We start from the raw sequence: 17,056 nt of genomic DNA, 5'->3' as shown, positions 1-17,056 counted from the left end.
ACGGCCCTAGCGCCGGCGGTGGTCGTTGGGGGTGAGCCGGGGGCCGTACCGCGGCGCCCGGGCCCCGGCGGCCAGCAGCAGCCGGCAGACCCGGTACCGGTGCGGCCGGTACGGCTCCAGCAGCTCCAGCATCTGGGCGTCGTCGCTGCGCGCCCGGCCGGCGAGCGCCCAGCCGACCGTGTTCGGCAGGTGGTAGTCGCCGACCGAGACGGCGTCCGGATCCCCGTTGGAGCGCTGCAGGGTCTCCGCCGCCGTCCAGACCCCGATGCCCGGCACGCCGGTCAGCCGGGCGAACGACTCGGCGTGCCCCATCGCCGACGCCTCCTCCAGCCGGGCCGCCAGCCGGACCGCCCGCTGCACCACGGCCGACCGCCGCGGGTCGACGCCCGCCCGGTGCCACTCCCAGCTCGGCACCAGCGCCCAGGCCCGGGCCGAGGGCGCCACCCGCATGCCCTCGGCCGGTCCGGGCGCCGGGGTGCCGAAGTCCTGCAGCAGGGTCCGCCAGGAGCGGTACGCCTCGGCCGTGGTGACCTTCTGCTCCAGCACGGCCGGCACCAGCGACTCCAGCACCAGCCCGGTGCGCACCAGCCGGACCCCGGCGGTGCTGCGCTGGGCGTCCCGCAGCGGGCCCGGCGGAAGCACCAGGGCGGCCGGGTCGTCCTCGGCGCCGAACAGCACCGGCAGCCGGTCCAGCAGCCACTCCGCGCCCGGGCCCCAGGCCGCCGCCTCCACCACGCCCTCCGCCGGGCGGGCCAGCACCCGCAGCGTGCCGGGGCCGGCCGGGGTGCGGGAGGCGCGCCAGACCGCGCCGTCGCCGGTGGTCCGGTACGCCGGGTCGCCCGGGCCGCGGCGCAGCGGCAGCAGGGTGCGGGCCACGTCCAGCGGGTAGCCGGGCCGCCAGCTCCGCACCGCCTCGGCCGCCACCGCCACCGCCTCCCGTACCCGTCCGTGCTCCGCTGTCCGCCCGGGCCGCCTTCGCGGACCATGGGGATATGAACGATACGCGGCTGCCGGAGCTGTCCCACGGGGACGAGAACGCGGTGTGCGCCCTCTACCACCGGGCACTGGACGGCTGGAACCTGCGCGACGGCTCGGCCTTCGCCGGACCGTTCGCGCTGGACGGCGAGATGATCGGCTTCGACGGGAGCCACTACCGGGGCCGCTCGGCGATCGCCGCCGAGGTGGGCCGGATCTTCGCCGAGCACAGCACCCCCGAGTACGTGGCCAAGGTGCGCCGGGTGCGGGCGCTCGGGCCCGGGGTGGCGCAGCTGGACGCCGTCGCGGGCATGGTGCCGGACGACAGCGAGCAGCTGGACCCCGCGCTGAACGCCGTCCAGACCATGACCGCCGTCAACGCGGGCGCCGGCTGGCGGATCGCCCTGCTGCAGACCACCCCGGCCGGGTACGACCTGCGGCCCGACCTGGGCCGGGCGCTGACCGCGGAGCTGGGCGAGCTGGTCGCCCGCGGCCCGGGGCCGCTGTAGGCCTCCGCCCTCTAGCGGCCCTGCAGCCGGGCCGCGAGGGTGCGGACGTCGCCCAGGCGCTCGTAGAGCCGGGCACCGGGGCAGTCGGTGTTGACGGCGTCCCGGTGGCCGGAGACGGCGGCGAAGGAGACCTTGCTGCCCTTGGGGTGCAGGCTGGCGTCGGAGGCGGAGACCAGGTCGGTCCGTCCGGCGGCGTCCTGGCCGGTGAGGCCGAGCTTCCAGGCGGCGATCTTCCCGAGGCCGTCGACCAGCTCCTGCGGCGGGGCGTCGCCGGTGAAGGTGCCGAGCGCGGCGACGCCCGCCGAGTCGGTGTTGAAGCCGAGGGTGTGCGCGCCGAGGACGGGCTGCGCGACGCCGCCGGCCCGGCCCTCGTAGATCGTGCCGCAGCGGTCGACCAGGAAGTTGTAGCCGATGTCCCGCCAGCCGTTGCTCTGTACGTGGTACTGGTAGATCGCCCGGATCACCTGGGGGGCGTCGGAGCAGGCGTACTGGGTGGCGGTGGCGGTGTGGTGGACGAACACCGCGCGGACGTTCCCGGTGTAGACGAAGCCCGGTTCGCGCAAGGACTCGTCGGCGCCCCAGCCGGCCCGGGTGACGATGCCGGGCCGGGGCGCGGAGTGGTCGTCGGCCCGCCGGCCGGGCTGCCGGACGGTCGGGCCCTCGGAGGGCAGCACCCGCGGGGAGTCGGCGGGTGCCCCCTGCCCGGGGTCGACCAGCTCGACCCGCAGCCCCCGGGGCAGTCCGCCGCGGCCGGGCAGCACCTCGACCGCCACGCCGTCGCTGGGGCCGGTCCAGAGCGGGGCGGTGGAGCCGCGGGCGCCGCGTCCGCCGTCGGCACCGGCCGCGTCGGGTCCGTCGGCGTCGGTCTCCAGCCGGTGCCAGTCGCTCCACCGCCCGGTGGCCGTACTGCGCACCCGGACGCGGACGGTGGCGTGGTCGAGCGAGTGCGCGGGGTCGTCCCAGCTGACCCCGACGAGGGCGAACGGCCGGGTGGTGCGGGGGGCCAGTCCGGGGCCGGCCAGCGGCAGCGAGGTGACGGAGCCGCCCCCGGCCGAGGTGCGGGAGCGGGGGGTCGGTTCGGCCGCGGCGGAGGAGGACGGCAGGAGCAGCAGGGCGGTGCAGCCGGCGACGGCGGCGACCGCGGGAAGTGAGATACGCATAATCGGGATATTCACCGCAAAAGGGAACTGACGCCACGGCGGATCCGGCACCCCTGCCACCCTCCCGGCCGCCAGGTCGGAGGCCGTAGGCTGGGGCGCACCATGACTGCGCCTTTCGCTGCCGATGCCCGCACCCCCGTCGAGCTGCTGCACGCATACCTGCGAGGGGGTACTCCCTCCGTCGACCCCTCGGCCCCGCTGGTCACCTTCTACGACGACGCCACCGGCGAACGGGTCGAGCTCTCCGCCCGGACCTTCGACAACTGGGTGGCCAAGACCGCCAACCTGCTCCAGGACGAGCTGAACGCCGGTCCCGACGACCGGGCGGCCCTGCTGCTGCCCGCCCACTGGCAGAGCGCCGTCTGGCTGCTGGCCTGCTGGTCCGTCGGAGTGACCGCGCTGCCCGCCGGCGACCCGGCCGCCGCCGACCTGGTGGTCAGCGGACCGGACGGCCTGGAGGCCGCGCACGCCTGCGAGGGCGAGCGGGTGGCCCTCGCGCTGCGCCCGCTCGGCGGACGCTTCCCGCAGCGCCCGGACGGCTTCCTCGACTACGCCGCCGAGGTACCCGGCCAGGGCGACCGCTTCGCGCCGTACTCGCCGGTCGCCCCGGACGCCCCCGCGCTGGAGACCGCCGTCGACGGGCTGCCGCTCAAGCTGACGGGCGAGCAGACGGTCGCGCTGGCCCGCGAGGGCGCCGCCCGCCTCGGCCTGAATCCGGGCGACCGGGTGCTCTCCACCCTGTCGTACGACGACTGGACGGGCCTGGAGGCCGGGCTGCTGGCCCCGCTGGCGGCCGGTGCCTCGGTGGTGCTCTGCCGGAACTCCGGCGGACTCGGCGCGGACCAGTGGGAGAAGCGGCTGGAATCCGAACGGGTGACACTGCGCCTCGGGTGACCGGGCGGTCCGGTCCGGCGGGTAGGGATGCCTGCCATGGCCGAGGACGACCGCGCGCACTCCCCGACTGACGAACCGCCCACGGGCGGACCCCCGACCGACGGAGCCGCGGCCGACGGCCCCCCGGCCGGGGGCGGCCCCCCGAGAAGGACCCGGCGAAGGCGCCGGCGGTGGCTGCTGATCACCGCCGGCGCCGTCGCCTTCCTGCTGCTGGCCGGCGGTGTCCTGCTCTACGCGGCCTACCGCAAGCTGGACGGCAACATCCGGACGGACGACACCACCGACCGGCTGCTGGCCCAGTTGGAGGCCGACCGCCCCAGCCGGACGGCCGCGGCCCGGGGCGCCGAGAACATCCTGCTGATCGGCAGCGACGACCGGACCGGCGCCAACGCCGCGTACGGCGAGGTGGGCGGGCGGCGCTCGGACACCACGATCCTGCTGCACCTGGCCGCCGGGCGGCGGCGCGCGACGGCGGTGAGCATCCCGCGCGACGTGATGGTGACCGTTCCGGTCTGCGAGCGGCCGGACGGCACCCGGACCGCGCCGCGGCTGATGCAGTTCAACGCGGCCTTCGAGGCGGGCGGCCCGTCCTGCGCGATCCGGACCGTCGAACAGCTCAGCGGCATCCGGATCGACCACTACGTGATCGTCGACTTCACCGGCTTCAAGACGATGGTGGACGCCGTCGGCGGGGTCGAGGTCTGCGTGCCGAAGGCGATCCACGACAAGGACGCCCGGCTGGACCTGCCCGCCGGCCGGCAGACCCTCGACGGCGAGCAGGCACTCGGCTACGTCCGGGCCCGGGAGAGCCTGGGCGACGGCAGCGACACCCAGCGGATGGGGCGCCAGCAGCAGTTCCTGGCGGCGCTGGTGCGCAAGGTGCAGTCGCAGGGGGTGCTGTTCAACCCGACGAAGCTGTGGCCGCTGCTGGACGCGGCGACCTCCGCCGTCCAGGCGGACGCCGGGCTCTCCTCGCTCGGCGAGCTGTACGACCTCACCCAGGAGCTGCGGGGCATCCCGCCGCAGGACGTCGCCCTGCTGACCGCACCCCGCCGGCCCTACCGCTACGACTCGGACCGCGACGAGTTCGTGCAGCCGCAGACCGACGCGCTGTTCACGGCGCTGCGCGAGGACCGGCCGGTGACCGTCCGTCCGGCGGCCTCCGGAGCCGCCGGCGCCGCCGCCGGGGACCTGTCGGCCACCGCGCGGGCGACCGCGTCCGCAACACCGCCCGCCACCCCGTCGGCCGCGCCGTCGGCCGGTGCGAAACCCTCGGCGGGGGCGGGCGCCAGTGCGAGCGTGCCACCCGTCTTCGAGGGCCGGACGGCCGATTCGGACGGCTGCACGGCGCGCTGACCGGCGGTCGGCGCGGGCTATTCGTACACATACCTGGGAACTCGAAACAATCCCCGTCACATCCGCGCCGTTGGGCATGGCGGATATCACACGCGGAACATTCCCCCCACCCGACTCGTCTAGTGTGTCCGGGTCGGCGCGCACGGTGCGCCCGGCCCGACCGTGTCACCGGAGGGAGGGAACCCCGTGCAGCAGAACCCGCAGGACGTCGATCCCGCCGACCGGTGGGTGCTGGATCCCGCGACCGGCCAGTACCGGCTGGACCCCTCCCCCGGCATCCCCCACCAGCGCCGCACCGCCGCTCCCGACCCCGCCCCCGCGACCGGCGGGGAGGGCTCCGGCGAGGCCGGGCCGAACCCCGGCGGCCGGGCCGCGCGCCGGCGACGGGCGGGCCGCGGTCGGCGGCGCCGGGTCCTCAAGTGGACGGCCGGGGTCGGCGCGATGGCGCTGGTGGCCGGCTGCGGCGGCGCGTACTACGCCTACCAGCACTTCAACCACAACATCACCGCCGTCAAGGTGCAGCTGGGCAGCGAGGAGGAGCGGCCGAAGCCGGTCGGCGACGCGCTCAACATCCTGGTGCTGGGCACCGACAGCCGGGCGGGCCTGGGCCGGGAGTACGGCGACGAGGGCAGCGCCGGGCACGCCGACACCACCCTGCTGTTCCACATCGCCAAGGACCGCAGCAATGCGACCGTACTCAGCATTCCGCGCGATCTGATGGTGCCCATTCCGGAATGCCGGACCGCCGACGGGAAGACGGTCCCGGGCGCCGCGCGGGCCATGTTCAACGAGAGCCTGGGGCAGGACGGCCGCGATCCCGGCTGCACCTGGAAGACCGTCGAAAAGATCACCGGAATTCGGGTCGACCACTTCGTCATGGTCGACTTCGAGGCCGTCAAAACGCTCTCCACCGCCGTCGGCGGGGTCGAGGTGTGCGCGGCCAAGGACATCGACGACCCCGACTCGCACCTGAAGATGGGCAAGGGCCGGCACGTGGTGCAGGCCGACCAGGCGCTGGCCTTCGTCCGGACCAGGCACGCGGTGGGCCTCGGCGGCGACCTGACCCGCATTCCGCTCCAACAGCAGTTCATCGGCTCGATGATCCGCAAGATCAAGAGCGGCGACACCCTGACCAACCCGGCCAAGCTCTGGAAGCTCGCCGACGCCGCCACCAAGGCGCTCACGGTGGACTCCGGGATCGGGAGCGTCGACAAGCTGAAGGACCTCGCCCTGGACGTCGCCGGGGTCGACACCGGCAAGATCACCTTCGCCACCGTGCCGGTGGTCGACGACCCCAAGGACCCCAACCGGCTGGCCCTCAAGCAGCCGGACGCCGCTCAGGTCTTCTCGCTGGTCGCCAACGACCGCTCGCTGACCGCGGCGCCCGCGCCGGCCGCCGACGCCCCCGCCGCGGCCGGTCCCTCCGCCGCCTCCCCGGCCGCCCCCTCTCCGGCCGCCGCCGCCAAGGACCTCCGGGTCACCGTACGCAACGGCACCGGGACGCCCGGACAGGCCCAGAAGGCCGTCGAGCGGCTGGCCGCCCAGGGCTGGAGCCGGGCCGCCACCGCCGCCAACGCCCCCGCCGCGGCGACCAGTTCGCTGAGCCACCCGCCGGGTCGGGCCGAACGGGCCGCCGCACTGGCCGCCGCCCTCGGGCTCCCGGCCTCGGCCCTCCGGGAGGATCCGAAGGCCGGCGCCCAGGACCCGCTGGTGCTGGTGCTCGGCAAGGACGCGCTCGCCACCGCCGCACCGTCCGCCGCCCCCACCGAGGCCCCCGAGGACCTCCAGCGGGTGCAGGCCGACGACACCGACGTCTGCGCCAAGTAGCGCCGCCTCAGACCTCGCTGAGCTCCCCGTCGGCCTCGCGGTACTCCGCGCCGGTGCGCGGGCAGCGCCAGCGGTCCGCCCCGGCCGGCTCCAGCGGCTCGCCCGCCCGGCCGACCCACTTGATCCGCCGGGCCGGCACCCCGGCGACCAGCGCGAAGTCCGGGACGTCCCGGTGCACCACCGCACCCGCCGCGACCAGCGCCCACCGGCCGACCGTCACCCCGGCGACCAGCACCGCCCGGCCGCCGATCGAGCAGCCCTCGCGCAGGGTCACGCCCCGGGCGTGCCAGTCCTCACCGCGCTTCAACCGCCCGTCGACGTCGACCGACCGCGGGTAGAGGTCGTTGGTCAGCACGGCCGCGGGCCCGACGAAGACGCCGTCCTCCAGCACCGCCGGTTCGTACACCAGCGCGTGGTTCTGCAGTTTGACCCGGTCCCCGATCCGGACGCCCGGGCCGACGTAGGAGCCGCGCCCGATGATGCAGTCCGCGCCGATCACGGCGTCCTCGCGCACCTGGGCGAGGTGCCACACCGTCGTCCCCGCGCCGATCGCGGCCCGGCCGTCCACGTCCGCACTCGCCTCGATCCGGGCGCCAACGGCAGACCCGCCCTCAACTGTCCCCATGGGGCCCGACGATAGCGCCGGGCGGCGGGGCAGGAGGGCGGGTCCGGGAATTGCGTTCAGCCGACCTCGGAGACCACGTCGGCGGCGGCCGGGGCGCGGCTGCCGATCACCCTGCGGGCCAGCGAGCGCGGCGAGGTGAGGAAGCCGAAGCCCCAACTGAGGTGCATCGTCACCAGGGCCACCGGCAGCATCGCCTTCGCCCGCGCCGACAGGCCGCGCCCCTCGACCGCGGCGCCGCCCAGGATGCCGAGCAGGTAGGCCCCGGGCAGGGCGAGGAGGGCCGGGTGGACGGCGACGCCCAGCACCGTGCCGAGCAGCACGGTCAGCAGGGCGGCCGGCGGCGCGAGGTAGCGCAGGTTGACCGAGCCGCGGTGGTAGCGGGTGACCACCCGGCGCCAGCGGCCGTAGTCCTTGTACTGCTTCGCCAGGGCCTTCACGCTCGGCCGGGGCCGGTAGGTGACGCGCAGCTGCGGGGTGAACCAGACCAGCCCGCCGTCCTGGCGGATCCGGTAGTTCAGCTCCCAGTCCTGGGCGCGGACGAACTCCTCGTTGTAGCCGCCCAGCCGCTCCAGCACCTCGCGGCGGAAGACCCCGAGGTAGACGGTGTCCGCCGGGCCGGCCAGGCCACCCGTGTGGAAGGCCGCGTTGCCGACCCCGATCTTGGAGGTCATCGCGGCGGCGACCGCGTTCTCCCACTCGGTCTCGCCCTCGGCGAACATGATGCCGCCGACGTTGGCCGCCTCCATCTCGCCGAGCAGCCGGACCGCGGTGGTGATGTACCCCGGGGTCAGCAGGCCGTGCCCGTCGACGCGTACCACTATCGGATGACTCGACCCGCGGATCGCGGCGTTCAGCCCCGCGGGGGTGCGCCCGGTGGGATTCTCGACCGTGCGGACACGCGGATCCTCGGCCGCGAGCTCGGCGGCGATCTGCGCGGTACGGTCGGTGGACGGTCCGAGGGCGATCACCACCTCCATCGGCCCGGCGTAGTCCTGTTCGAGGATGTGCCGGACAGCCGTACGCAGGTGTCGTTCCTCGTTGAGCACCGGCATGATCACAGAGACCGCCGGCAGCTCCTCAGCAGCCTTGGTGTTCATCGAGGCCAACCGTACCGGTGCCGACCGGCCGCCGTCTTGTCCCGGTCTGGCCCTTTGCGCGGGGGCACCGGACCCGGCCGGTCGGAGGAACGTTCCGCCGACCGCGCCCACCGTACCCTCCCGCCCCGGCGCGCCCCCGCCCGGCCCGGCTCGGCCCGCCCCTACCATCCGAGAGATGCCCGTCTCCCGATGCGCCACCGCTCCCGGACCACGCCTCCGATGGGCGCGCCGACTGGCCGCCGGCATCGCCTTCTCCGTCCTCGCCACCTCCTGCAGCGGCTGGGCGGTGCTGCACGGCGTCGGCTCGATCGACCGGGTGGACGCCTTCAGCGGCGACCGGGCCCGGCCCGCGGACGACGGCTCCACGACCTTCCTGGTGGTCGGCACCGACGAGCGCGCCGGCATCCCGGAGAAGACCCTCAAGGAGGTCCTGCACGCGGGCGGCGAGTCCTGCCGCTGCACCGACACCATGATGATCGTCCGGCTCTCCGGCGACGGCGGCCGGGCCACCGTCCTCTCGATCCCCCGCGACTCCTACGTCGACATCCCGGCCCACCGCGACCTCGCCACCCGCCGCGAGGTGCCGGCCGCCAAGGGCAAGATCAACGCCGCCTACGGGCTCGGCGGGCCCGGGCTGACCGTCGCCACCGTCGAGCAGAACACCGGCCTGCGGATCGACCACTACCTGCAGATCGACTTCGCCGCCTTCGTCTCCGCCGTGGACGCCCTCGGCGGGGTCCGGGTGTGCACCGCCAAACCGCTCAGGGACGAGTACTCCGGGCTGGACCTCCCCGCCGGCACCAGCACCCTGGACGGCGCCGGGGCGCTCAAGTACGTCCGGGCCCGGCACGTGGACGGCAGCGCCGACCTCGGCCGGATGCACCGCCAGCAGAAGCTGGTCGCCCAGCTGCTGCACGGGCTCACCGACGGCGGCGCCCTGCTCAACCCGGTCCGGCTCGCCCGGGTCGCCGACGGCGTGCTCGGAGCGGTCAAGGCCGACCGGGACCTCAGCACCGACGACCTGCTCACCCTCGCCCACCGGATGAAGGACCTCACGACCGGCCGGGCCGACTTCGCGACCGTCCCGCTGGCCGACCTCGACCACCCGGTGGCCGGCTGGGGCTCGACCGTGCTCTGGGACGCCGCGGGCGCGAAGGCCCTGTTCGACGCCGTCCGGCAGGGACGGCCGCTGAGCCGCACCGACGCGCCGCCCGCCCCCGCGGCCGCCTCGGGGCCGTCCCCCGCGGTGGCGCCGGAGCAGGTGCACGTCCAGGTGTTCAACGCCGCCGGGACGTCCGGACTCGGCGCCCGGGTCGACGCCGACCTGCGCCGGGCCGGCTTCGCCACCACCGGAGCGGCCTCCAACGCCCCGGCCGGCTCCTCCCCCGGCCGGACGGCCGTCCGCTACGACCCGCGCTGGGACCAGTCGGCCCGGACGCTCGCCGCCGCGCTGCCGGGCGCCGAACTGATCGCGGTCCCCGGACTCGGACCGACCCTGCAGGTGTACGCGGGCAGCGACTACCAGCCCACCGGCCCCGCCGCCCCGGCCTCCACGCCCCCGGCCGCTCCCCCGTCCGCCACCGCCCCCGCGGCGGCGCCGGCCGTGCACGCCGCCACCGCCGACGAGTTCCTCTGCCCCTGAAAGCCGGCCACCGCAGCGGCCGCGAACGCCCGCAGGGGCCGCCCCGGTGCGGGACGGCCCCTGCGGGGGTCGGGACGGGTCAGTCCGTCGCGATGGCCGCGAGGACGTTCATCCGGCCGGCCCGGAAGGCCGGGACCAGCGCGGCCACCAGGCCGATCAGCACCGCCGCCAGCATGGTGGCGAGGATGGTGCCGGTCGGGATGGCCAGCGAGTTCAGCCCCTGCTCCTTCAGCACCTGCTGGGTGGTGACGCCCCAGGCCAGGCCCAGGCCGGTGCCGAGGACGGCGCCGAACAGGGCGATCACCACGGACTCCAGCCGGATCATCCGGCGCAGCTGGCGGCGGGAGAGCCCGATCGCCCGCAGCAGGCCGATCTCACGGGTCCGCTCCACCACCGAGAGCGCCAGGGTGTTCACGACACCGAGCACGGCGACCACGATGGCCAGGCCGAGCAGGCCGTAGACCATGTACAGGAGCGTGTTGACCTGCTCCTGCACCAGCTCCTTGTAGCCGGCCTGGTCCTTGATCATCAGCTGCGGGTACTCCTTGAGGGAGTCCTGCAGGGCCGTGAGGGTCTTGGCCACGTCGGCGCCGGCGGCGGCCTTGCCGAAGAGCGCGATGGAGGCTTCCTGGTCCTCGGCCGGGAGGGCCTTGCCCAGGGTCTCGATGGTGGTGAAGAAGGCGCCCTGGAAGAGGGAGTCGCTCTTCGAGGTGATCGCCCCGATCGGCAGCGACTGGGTGCGGCCCTTGCCGTAGTCGACGGCGACCGCGTCGCCGAGCTTGAGGCCGTTGTCCTTGGCGAACTCCTCGCCGACCGTGATCGAGCCCTGCTTGATCGACTCCAGCGAGCCGGACTTCACGGTGATCCGGAAGTCCTCGGTGAACTTCGGCGACACCGCGGAGACCGCGACGTCGTCGGCCTTCTTGCCGTTCGGCAGGGTGAAGATCGCGGGCTGGATCTTCTGCTCGACGATGTGGTCCATGCCCGGGGTGTTCCGGGCGGCGGCGACCATCTCGGCATTGAGGCCGCCCCGGCCGCCGTCGACGATGTAGTCCGCGCCGACCGACTTGTCGATCTGCTCGTTGGTGGACTTGATCGCCGAGGAGGTGAAGACCGAGGTGCCGATCACCAGCGCCAGACCGATCATCAGCGCGGCGGCGGTGGCACCGGTGCGCCGCGGGTTGCGCATCGCGTTGCGCTGGGCGAGCTTGCCCGACGGGCCGAAGACCGCGGGCAGCAGGGCACCGAGCACCCGGACCACCGCAGTGGCCAGCAGCGGGCCGAGCACCACGAAGCCGATCAGGGTGAGCAGCACGCCCAGGCCGAGCAGCTGACCGCCGGCCGAGGCCGTGTCGGCGCCGGCCGCGAGCGCCAGCAGGGCGCCGCCGCCGCCGGTGAGGACGAGGCCGACGATGGTGCGGACGCTCTTGGAGCGACCCTCGGAGGGGGTGCCGTGGTCGCGCAGGGCGGCGATCGGCGCGATCTTGCTCGCCCGGCGGGCCGGGAAGTAGGCGGCGAACAGGGTGACCAGGACGCCGACCAGGTAGCCCCAGATCAACGCGTCCGCCCCGATCACCAGTGAGGTGGACAGGTTCATCCCGACGGCCTTCATCAGCTGGATCAGGCCGAGGGCCAGACCCATGCCGGCCCCGATGCCGAGCGTCGAGCCGAGCACGCCGAGGATCAGGGCCTCGACCAGCACGGACTGGTTGACCTGGCGGCGGCTGCCGCCGACGGCCCGCAGCAGACCGATCTCCCGGGTGCGCTGCGCGACCAGCATCGAGAAGGTGTTGACGATCAGGAAGCCGCCGACGATCACGGAGATGAGGGCGAAGCCGAGCATCGCCTTCTTCATGAAGCCGAGGAACTCGCCGACGTCCTTGTTGCCCTCCTCCTTCTGCTCGGCCGCGGTCTTGACCTGGTAGTCGCCGCCCAGGGCGCCGAGCGCATCGGCCTTGAGCCGCTCGTTGTCGCGGCTGCCGTCGCCGAACGCCTCGACCGAGGTGAACGCGGCCTGGCCGAGCAGGACCTGCTGCGCGGTCGGGGTGTCCATGAACGCCATCGCCGCACCGGGGTTGGTGGTGGTGAAGGTGGCGATGCCGACGATGGTGAAGTCGTGCTTGGTGTCGGTGAGGACGCGCAGCTTGCTGCCGATGCCGAGACCCGCCTTCTTGGCGGTGTCGGCGTCCAGCACGATCTGGTCGCCGCCCTTCGGCGCGTGGCCGGAGGTGATCTCCAGCGGGTTGCGCGGGATGTCCTCCCAGTTGCCGGTCAGGGTCGGGGCACCCGTGGTCGGGCCGACGGCCTTGTTGGTGGCCGGGTTGACCAGGGTGGCCTTCTGCACCATGACCTGGCCGATGACCGTCTTCACGCCCGGCTGGGCGGCGACCTTCTGCACGGCGTCGACGGGGACGGTCGCGGTCCTGCCGCGCTGGTTCTCGTCGTTGTCGGAGCCGATGCCGGTGTCGGCGGCGCGGACGGAGATGTCGGAGGCGGTCGAGGCGAAGAGCTTGTCAAAAGTGCTGGTCGCGGTGTTGGAGAACACCAATGTGCCGGACACGAAGGCGACCGACAGCACCACGGCGACGAGGGAGAGCATCATCCGGCCCTTGTGGGCGAAGAAGCTCCGTAGTGAGGTCTTGAGCAGCATGGTCCCGTGTTCCCCCGCTCAGCTGGTGCGCTTGCCGTCGAAACGGCGCATGCGTTCGAGGACGGAGTCGGCGGTCGGGGCGTGCATCTCGTCGACGAGCACGCCGTCGGCGAGGAACAGCACGCGGTCCGCGTAGCCGGCGGCGACCGGGTCGTGGGTGACCATGACGATGGTCTGGCCCAGCTCGTCCACCGAGCGGCGCAGGAAGGTCAGCACCTCGGCGCCGGCCCGGGAGTCGAGGTTCCCGGTCGGCTCGTCGCCGAAGATGATCTCGGGGCGGGCGGCCAGCGCCCGGGCCACCGCGACGCGCTGCTGCTGGCCGCCGGAGAGCTGGGTGGGCCGGTGCTTGAGGCGGCCGGCCAGGCCGACCGTCTCCACGACCTGGTCGAGCCAGGCGGTGTCCGGCTTGCGGCCGGCGATGTCCATCGGGAGCGTGATGTTCTCCAGCGCGTTCAGCGTCGGGAGCAGGTTGAAGGCCTGGAAGATGAAGCCGATCTTGTCCCGGCGCAGCTTGGTGAGCTGCTTGTCCTTGAGGCCGGTGATCTCGGTCTCGCCGATCCAGATCCGGCCCTCGGTGACGGTGTCGAGGCCCGCGAGGCAGTGCATCAGGGTCGACTTGCCGGAGCCCGAGGGGCCCATGATCGCGGTGAACCGGCCGCGCTGGATGTCCACGTCGACCGCGTCGAGCGCGGTGACCCGGGTCTCGCCGGTGCCGTACGCCTTGGTGACCTGCCGTGCGGAGGCCGCGACGGCGGAGGCGCCGCCGGGGAGCTGGGGGTCGTACACGGCTGCTGCTGCCGTCGTCACTGGAGTCTCCTAAGAAGTGGGCCCACCCGTAGACCCTCAGCCTCTCCGAGCCGGTGCGTGCGCCGGTATGGCGCAGGCACCCCTTCTCGACCGGGGGTCAGCCCCACCCACCGGGTGCGGCGGGCTCCACCGGTTTCCCGGGGTTCCGACGCACGAGCGGGGATGACCACAACGTTAGGAGCGGGCGGCGGATCCCTCGTCCTCCGGCGGTAGGAAGCGCCTCAACCACAGATGTACGGGGTGCCCCCGCCCTCCCCCTAGGGGTCGGGCCCACCCGTCTCGGGGTGGGCCCGTACGGGGCGGACTGACGACTCGTCAGTATCTTTCTCAGCAGGCCAGCACGGGCTGGGCGAAGCGGTCCAGGGCCGCCGCGAAGGCGTCGACCACGGGGGTCAGCAGGACGTCCGTCCCGCGCTCGATCGCGGTGCCGCCGTCGTCCCGGACGGTGATGTCGCGGTCGAGCACGAACCAGCCCTGGGTGATGTGGCCGGCGCCCATCGAGCTGAGCACCGGGCGCAGCGCGTAGTCCACCGCGAGGACGTGCGCGGTGGAGCCGCCGGTGGCCAGCGGCAGGACGGCCTTCCCGGTCAGCGCGTACTGCGGGAGCACGTCCAGCAGGGTCTTGAGCAGGCCGGAGTAGGCCGCCTTGTAGACGGGGGTGCCGATCACCACGCCGTCGGCCCGGGCGAACAGCTCCAGGGCGGCGGCGATCTCCGGGTGGGAGGTGTCCGCGGCGAGCAGCGGCTGCGCGGGCAGGCTGCGGACCTCGAACGGGACGACGTGGTGGCCGTGCGCCTCCAGCCGGGCGTCGACGTGGCGCAGCAGGCGGGTGGTGCGGGAGGTCGCCGAGGGGGAACCGGAGACGGACAGGACGGTGGCCATGGATTTCACCTCTGGGGCAGGAAGCGGAGGCGCGTCCGGACGGGCCCGGGGCGACGGTGGCGCGGGCGGGCCGGGACGGCGGGAAGGACGCTGCGCGGGCAGCGGTGGCGCGGAGGTGTGCGACGGTCGGGCGTCAGCCGCGACAGAGCGAACAGGACACACGCTGCAGGTCGACGTGGCGCCGACGCGTGAGAGTCCTTCGCTGATCCATGGCCGTCATGCAAACACGCGCTCTTCGGGCCGGTCAAGGTCGGTCCCAGCTGGTGGGCGGCGGGCGTGCGAGGGGTGGGACGGTCCGGCGGTCGGCCGCGGCGCGGCGCCGGTCGCCCGTGCACGATCCGGCGAACATGCGTCCGGACCGTCCCCCGCCTGCATCAAAACGGCTACAAGCGGTCCGGTGGGGGCCCCGGGGGGAGTCACCGGATCCGGCGTCGGGCATCCTCTCCCACATGAACACGTGGCAGGAGGGCCGCCCGGGCGGCGGCGGGAACCCGCACGGCGGGAGCGGCGGCAACGGCGGCGGCGCCTACGGGCACGGCGGCGGCGCGGCCGAGCCGCCCCTGCCGGCTTCGCTGAACCCGCGCGGCCCGGGTGCTGCGGCGCCCCGGGGGTACGGGCAGCAGCCGGCCGCTCCGCAGGGCGCGCCCCGGCAGGGGTACGGCGACCGGGGCTACGGCGACGAGCAGCAGGGCTTCGGCGCCCCGCAGACGTACGGGCAGCCGCAGGGCGGCCAGGCCCCGGCGCGGCCCACGGTGCCCCCGCAGGGCTCGGGCCGGCCGGGCGGGCCCGCGGGTCCGGGCGGGCCGGGCGGTCCTTCGGGCCCCGGTGACGGCCGGCCGGCCGGTACGGCCACCCGCTGGCCGCGGCGCCGGATCGTCAAGTGGTCGATCGTCGGCCTGGTGGTCGCGCTGATGGTGACGACGGTGTCCACCTGGTTCTGGGCGGACTCCAAGCTGAACCACGAGAACGTGCTCGTCGACTACCCGGGCCGGCCCGCCGCCGGGAAGGGCACCAACTGGCTGATCGTCGGCTCGGACAGCCGCAAGGGCCTGACCGATGCCGAGCAGGAGGACCTGCACACCGGCCGCAGCGCCGGCAAGCGCAGCGACTCGATGATGATCCTGCACGTCGGGGACAGCGGGAACACCCTGATGAGCATCCCGCGCGACTCCTGGGTGCCGATCCCGGAGCACGTGAACGAGAACGGGAAGACCGTCAAGGCCACCACCGCGAAGATCAACTCGGCGTTCGCCTCGGGCGGCGGCAAGCTGCTCGCCCGGACGGTCGAGGGGAGCACGGGCCTGCGGATCGACCACTACGCGGAGATCGGCTTCGCGGGCTTCGTCGGCATCGTGGACTCGGTCGGCGGTGTGGACATGTGCATCGAGCAGGACATCAAGGACCGGGACTCCGGCCTCGACCTGAAGGCCGGCTGCCAGACCCTGACCGGCACCCAGTCGCTCGCCTTCGTGCGCCAGCGCCACCAGATGGCCGACCAGGACCTCGGCCGGATGCGCAACCAGCAGAAGTTCCTCGGCGCACTGGCCAAGCAGGCCGCCTCGCCGACCACGCTGCTGAACCCGTTCACCTTCTACCCGCTGGTCGACTCGGGCCTCGGCACCCTGATCGTGGACGAGGACGCCGGCCTGACCGACCTGGGCTCGCTCTTCCTCGCCATGAAGGACGTCAACGGCGGCGGCGGCCGGAGCATCACCGTGCCGATCGCCGACCCGAACTTCCGCACCTCGACCGGCGAGTCCGCGGTGAAGTGGGACTCCGCCAAGGCCAAGCAGGTCTTCGAGGCGTTCAGGAACGACACCGCGGTGCCGGACTTCAAGTAGTCGGGCAGCGGGAGGGGGCGGGCCGCCGGGTGCGGCCCGCCCCCTTCGCGCTCCGCACGCTCTGCGCACGGAGGTGACCACGTGTGACGGCGCCGACACAATGGGCGCATGTCTCTTGTCACCGCCCTCGTCTACCGCCGCCGCCACCGCCTGTTCGGGCGGCTCGTCCAGGAGGCCCTGGCGCTGTACGGCATGGAGGTGCCGGCCGCCGCGGAGATCGGCCCCGGGCTGGTCGTCTTCCACCGCGGCTTCGGCACCGTGCTGCACCCGTACACGACGCTCGGGGCCGACGTGACGCTCTACAACGGCGTGACCATCGGGCGCGCGGACCCGTGGGTGCCGCAGGAGCAGAGCCGGATGCGCCGGGTGGTGGTCGAGGACGGCGCGGTGCTGTGCGCGGGCGCCAAGGTGGTCTGCAAGGAGGGCGTGCTGACGGTCGGCGCCGGGACGATCGTCGGGGCGAACGCGGTGCTCACCCGCTCGACCGGCCCGGGCGAGGTCTGGGCGGGCGTCCCGGCGCGGAAGGTGGGCATGCGGGCCGCGGTGGCCGCGGCGGCCTGAGGGCGGCGGGTGCCGCGCGGGCTTCCTCGCGCGGCACCCGGGCGCCGCTACGGGAGGTTGCGGGCCATCACGATGCGCTGGATCTGGTTGGTGCCCTCGTAGATCTGCGTGATCTTCGCGTCCCGCATCATCCGTTCCAACGGGTAGTCCCGCGTGTACCCGTACCCGCCCAGCAACTGCACCGCATCCGTGGTGATCTCCATCGCCGCATCCGACGCGAAGCACTTCGC

The 17,056-nt window shown here is 74.1% G+C and carries 16 protein-coding genes; 7 read left to right on the top strand and 9 right to left on the bottom strand.

Features of this window, described 5'->3' with window-relative positions; all coding sequences use genetic code 11:
- Positions 1-6: 6 nt before the first annotated feature.
- Entirely contained in the window at positions 7-924 is a 918-nt protein-coding gene (locus tag ACWGB8_RS24540; RefSeq protein WP_452215728.1) for a DNA-3-methyladenine glycosylase family protein, read from the bottom strand.
- A gap of 68 nt (positions 925-992) precedes the next feature.
- Here ACWGB8_RS24540 and ACWGB8_RS24535 point away from each other — a divergent pair, with 68 nt between their 5' ends.
- The gene (locus tag ACWGB8_RS24535) at positions 993-1,484 is read left to right on the top strand and encodes an SgcJ/EcaC family oxidoreductase (protein ID WP_452215727.1); all 492 of its coding nucleotides are present in this window, start codon (positions 993-995) and stop codon (positions 1,482-1,484) included.
- 11 nt (positions 1,485-1,495) lie between these two features.
- Here the strand turns inward: ACWGB8_RS24535 and ACWGB8_RS24530 are convergent, their stop codons facing one another.
- Entirely contained in the window at positions 1,496-2,644 is a 1,149-nt protein-coding gene (locus tag ACWGB8_RS24530) for a peptidoglycan recognition protein family protein (RefSeq protein WP_452215726.1), read from the bottom strand.
- Positions 2,645-2,746: 102 nt separating this feature from the next.
- Here ACWGB8_RS24530 and ACWGB8_RS24525 point away from each other — a divergent pair, with 102 nt between their 5' ends.
- The 3 genes from ACWGB8_RS24525 (at position 2,747) to ACWGB8_RS24515 (ending at position 6,721) form a co-directional block, all read left to right on the top strand.
- Positions 2,747-3,538: a TIGR03089 family protein gene (locus ACWGB8_RS24525; protein WP_452215725.1), complete on the top strand. Its 792-nt coding sequence runs from the start codon at positions 2,747-2,749 to the stop codon at positions 3,536-3,538.
- A gap of 36 nt (positions 3,539-3,574) precedes the next feature.
- Positions 3,575-4,894 carry an LCP family protein gene (locus ACWGB8_RS24520; RefSeq protein WP_452215724.1) on the top strand — a complete coding sequence of 440 codons (1,320 nt, stop codon included), beginning with the start codon at positions 3,575-3,577 and terminating at the stop codon, positions 4,892-4,894.
- 186 nt (positions 4,895-5,080) lie between these two features.
- Positions 5,081-6,721: an LCP family protein gene (locus tag ACWGB8_RS24515; RefSeq protein ID WP_452215723.1), complete on the top strand. Its 1,641-nt coding sequence runs from the start codon at positions 5,081-5,083 to the stop codon at positions 6,719-6,721.
- 7 nt (positions 6,722-6,728) lie between these two features.
- Here the strand turns inward: ACWGB8_RS24515 and ACWGB8_RS24510 are convergent, their stop codons facing one another.
- Both ACWGB8_RS24510 and ACWGB8_RS24505 read right to left on the bottom strand, forming a co-directional pair.
- Complete coding sequence (locus ACWGB8_RS24510) at positions 6,729-7,346, bottom strand: acyltransferase (RefSeq protein WP_452215722.1); 618 nt, start codon at positions 7,344-7,346, stop codon at positions 6,729-6,731.
- Positions 7,347-7,402: 56 nt separating this feature from the next.
- Complete coding sequence (locus tag ACWGB8_RS24505; protein ID WP_452215721.1) at positions 7,403-8,443, bottom strand: glycosyltransferase family 2 protein; 1,041 nt, start codon at positions 8,441-8,443, stop codon at positions 7,403-7,405.
- Between the two features lie 175 nt (positions 8,444-8,618).
- On the opposite strand from ACWGB8_RS24505, the gene ACWGB8_RS24500 reads away from it, so the two are divergent.
- Positions 8,619-10,085 carry an LCP family protein gene (locus ACWGB8_RS24500; RefSeq protein WP_452215720.1) on the top strand — a complete coding sequence of 489 codons (1,467 nt, stop codon included), beginning with the start codon at positions 8,619-8,621 and terminating at the stop codon, positions 10,083-10,085.
- Between the two features lie 79 nt (positions 10,086-10,164).
- Here ACWGB8_RS24500 and ACWGB8_RS24495 read toward each other — a convergent pair whose 3' ends face one another.
- The 4 genes from ACWGB8_RS24495 to ACWGB8_RS24480 form a co-directional block, all read right to left on the bottom strand.
- The gene (locus ACWGB8_RS24495) at positions 10,165-12,735 is read right to left on the bottom strand and encodes an ABC transporter permease (protein ID WP_452215719.1); all 2,571 of its coding nucleotides are present in this window, start codon (positions 12,733-12,735) and stop codon (positions 10,165-10,167) included.
- An 18-nt stretch (positions 12,736-12,753) separates the two neighbouring features.
- The gene (locus tag ACWGB8_RS24490; protein ID WP_452215718.1) at positions 12,754-13,542 is read right to left on the bottom strand and encodes an ABC transporter ATP-binding protein; all 789 of its coding nucleotides are present in this window, start codon (positions 13,540-13,542) and stop codon (positions 12,754-12,756) included.
- 327 nt (positions 13,543-13,869) lie between these two features.
- Positions 13,870-14,424, bottom strand: a complete 555-nt coding sequence (gene ssuE, locus ACWGB8_RS24485; protein WP_452215717.1) for an NADPH-dependent FMN reductase — start codon at positions 14,422-14,424, stop codon at positions 13,870-13,872.
- 133 nt (positions 14,425-14,557) lie between these two features.
- A complete protein-coding gene (locus tag ACWGB8_RS24480; protein ID WP_380237219.1) occupies positions 14,558-14,635 on the bottom strand; it encodes a putative leader peptide in 78 nt (25 codons plus the stop codon).
- Between the two features lie 238 nt (positions 14,636-14,873).
- Here ACWGB8_RS24480 and ACWGB8_RS24475 point away from each other — a divergent pair, with 238 nt between their 5' ends.
- Complete coding sequence (locus tag ACWGB8_RS24475; protein WP_452215716.1) at positions 14,874-16,265, top strand: LCP family protein; 1,392 nt, start codon at positions 14,874-14,876, stop codon at positions 16,263-16,265.
- Positions 16,266-16,373: 108 nt separating this feature from the next.
- The gene (locus ACWGB8_RS24470) at positions 16,374-16,826 is read left to right on the top strand and encodes a serine O-acetyltransferase (RefSeq protein ID WP_452215715.1); all 453 of its coding nucleotides are present in this window, start codon (positions 16,374-16,376) and stop codon (positions 16,824-16,826) included.
- A 47-nt stretch (positions 16,827-16,873) separates the two neighbouring features.
- On the opposite strand, the gene ACWGB8_RS24465 is transcribed toward ACWGB8_RS24470, so the two are convergent.
- Positions 16,874-17,056: acyl-CoA dehydrogenase family protein (locus ACWGB8_RS24465; RefSeq protein WP_452215714.1), on the bottom strand; the 183-nt coding region annotated here is incomplete at its 5' end.

The sequence above is a fragment of the Kitasatospora sp. NPDC054939 genome (assembly GCF_053610105.1).
This window is presented reverse-complemented; position numbering and strand designations above follow the sequence as displayed.

Excerpts from the sequence above, each read along its gene's own strand:
- ssuE (WP_452215717.1), bottom strand. The coding sequence starts at position 14,424 with ATGGCCACCGTCCTGTCCGTCTCCGGTTCCCCCTCGGCGACCTCCCGC.
- ACWGB8_RS24510 (WP_452215722.1), bottom strand. The coding sequence starts at position 7,346 with ATGGGGACAGTTGAGGGCGGGTCTGCCGTTGGCGCCCGGATCGAGGCG.
- ACWGB8_RS24535 (WP_452215727.1), top strand. The coding sequence starts at position 993 with ATGAACGATACGCGGCTGCCGGAGCTGTCCCACGGGGACGAGAACGCG.
- ACWGB8_RS24525 (WP_452215725.1), top strand. The coding sequence starts at position 2,747 with ATGACTGCGCCTTTCGCTGCCGATGCCCGCACCCCCGTCGAGCTGCTG.
- ACWGB8_RS24495 (WP_452215719.1), bottom strand. The coding sequence starts at position 12,735 with ATGCTGCTCAAGACCTCACTACGGAGCTTCTTCGCCCACAAGGGCCGG.
- ACWGB8_RS24520 (WP_452215724.1), top strand. The coding sequence starts at position 3,575 with ATGGCCGAGGACGACCGCGCGCACTCCCCGACTGACGAACCGCCCACG.
- ACWGB8_RS24500 (WP_452215720.1), top strand. The coding sequence starts at position 8,619 with ATGCCCGTCTCCCGATGCGCCACCGCTCCCGGACCACGCCTCCGATGG.
- ACWGB8_RS24530 (WP_452215726.1), bottom strand. The coding sequence starts at position 2,644 with ATGCGTATCTCACTTCCCGCGGTCGCCGCCGTCGCCGGCTGCACCGCC.
- ACWGB8_RS24475 (WP_452215716.1), top strand. The coding sequence starts at position 14,874 with ATGAACACGTGGCAGGAGGGCCGCCCGGGCGGCGGCGGGAACCCGCAC.
- ACWGB8_RS24470 (WP_452215715.1), top strand. The coding sequence starts at position 16,374 with ATGTCTCTTGTCACCGCCCTCGTCTACCGCCGCCGCCACCGCCTGTTC.
- ACWGB8_RS24480 (WP_380237219.1), bottom strand. The coding sequence starts at position 14,635 with ATGGATCAGCGAAGGACTCTCACGCGTCGGCGCCACGTCGACCTGCAG.
- ACWGB8_RS24505 (WP_452215721.1), bottom strand. The coding sequence starts at position 8,443 with ATGAACACCAAGGCTGCTGAGGAGCTGCCGGCGGTCTCTGTGATCATG.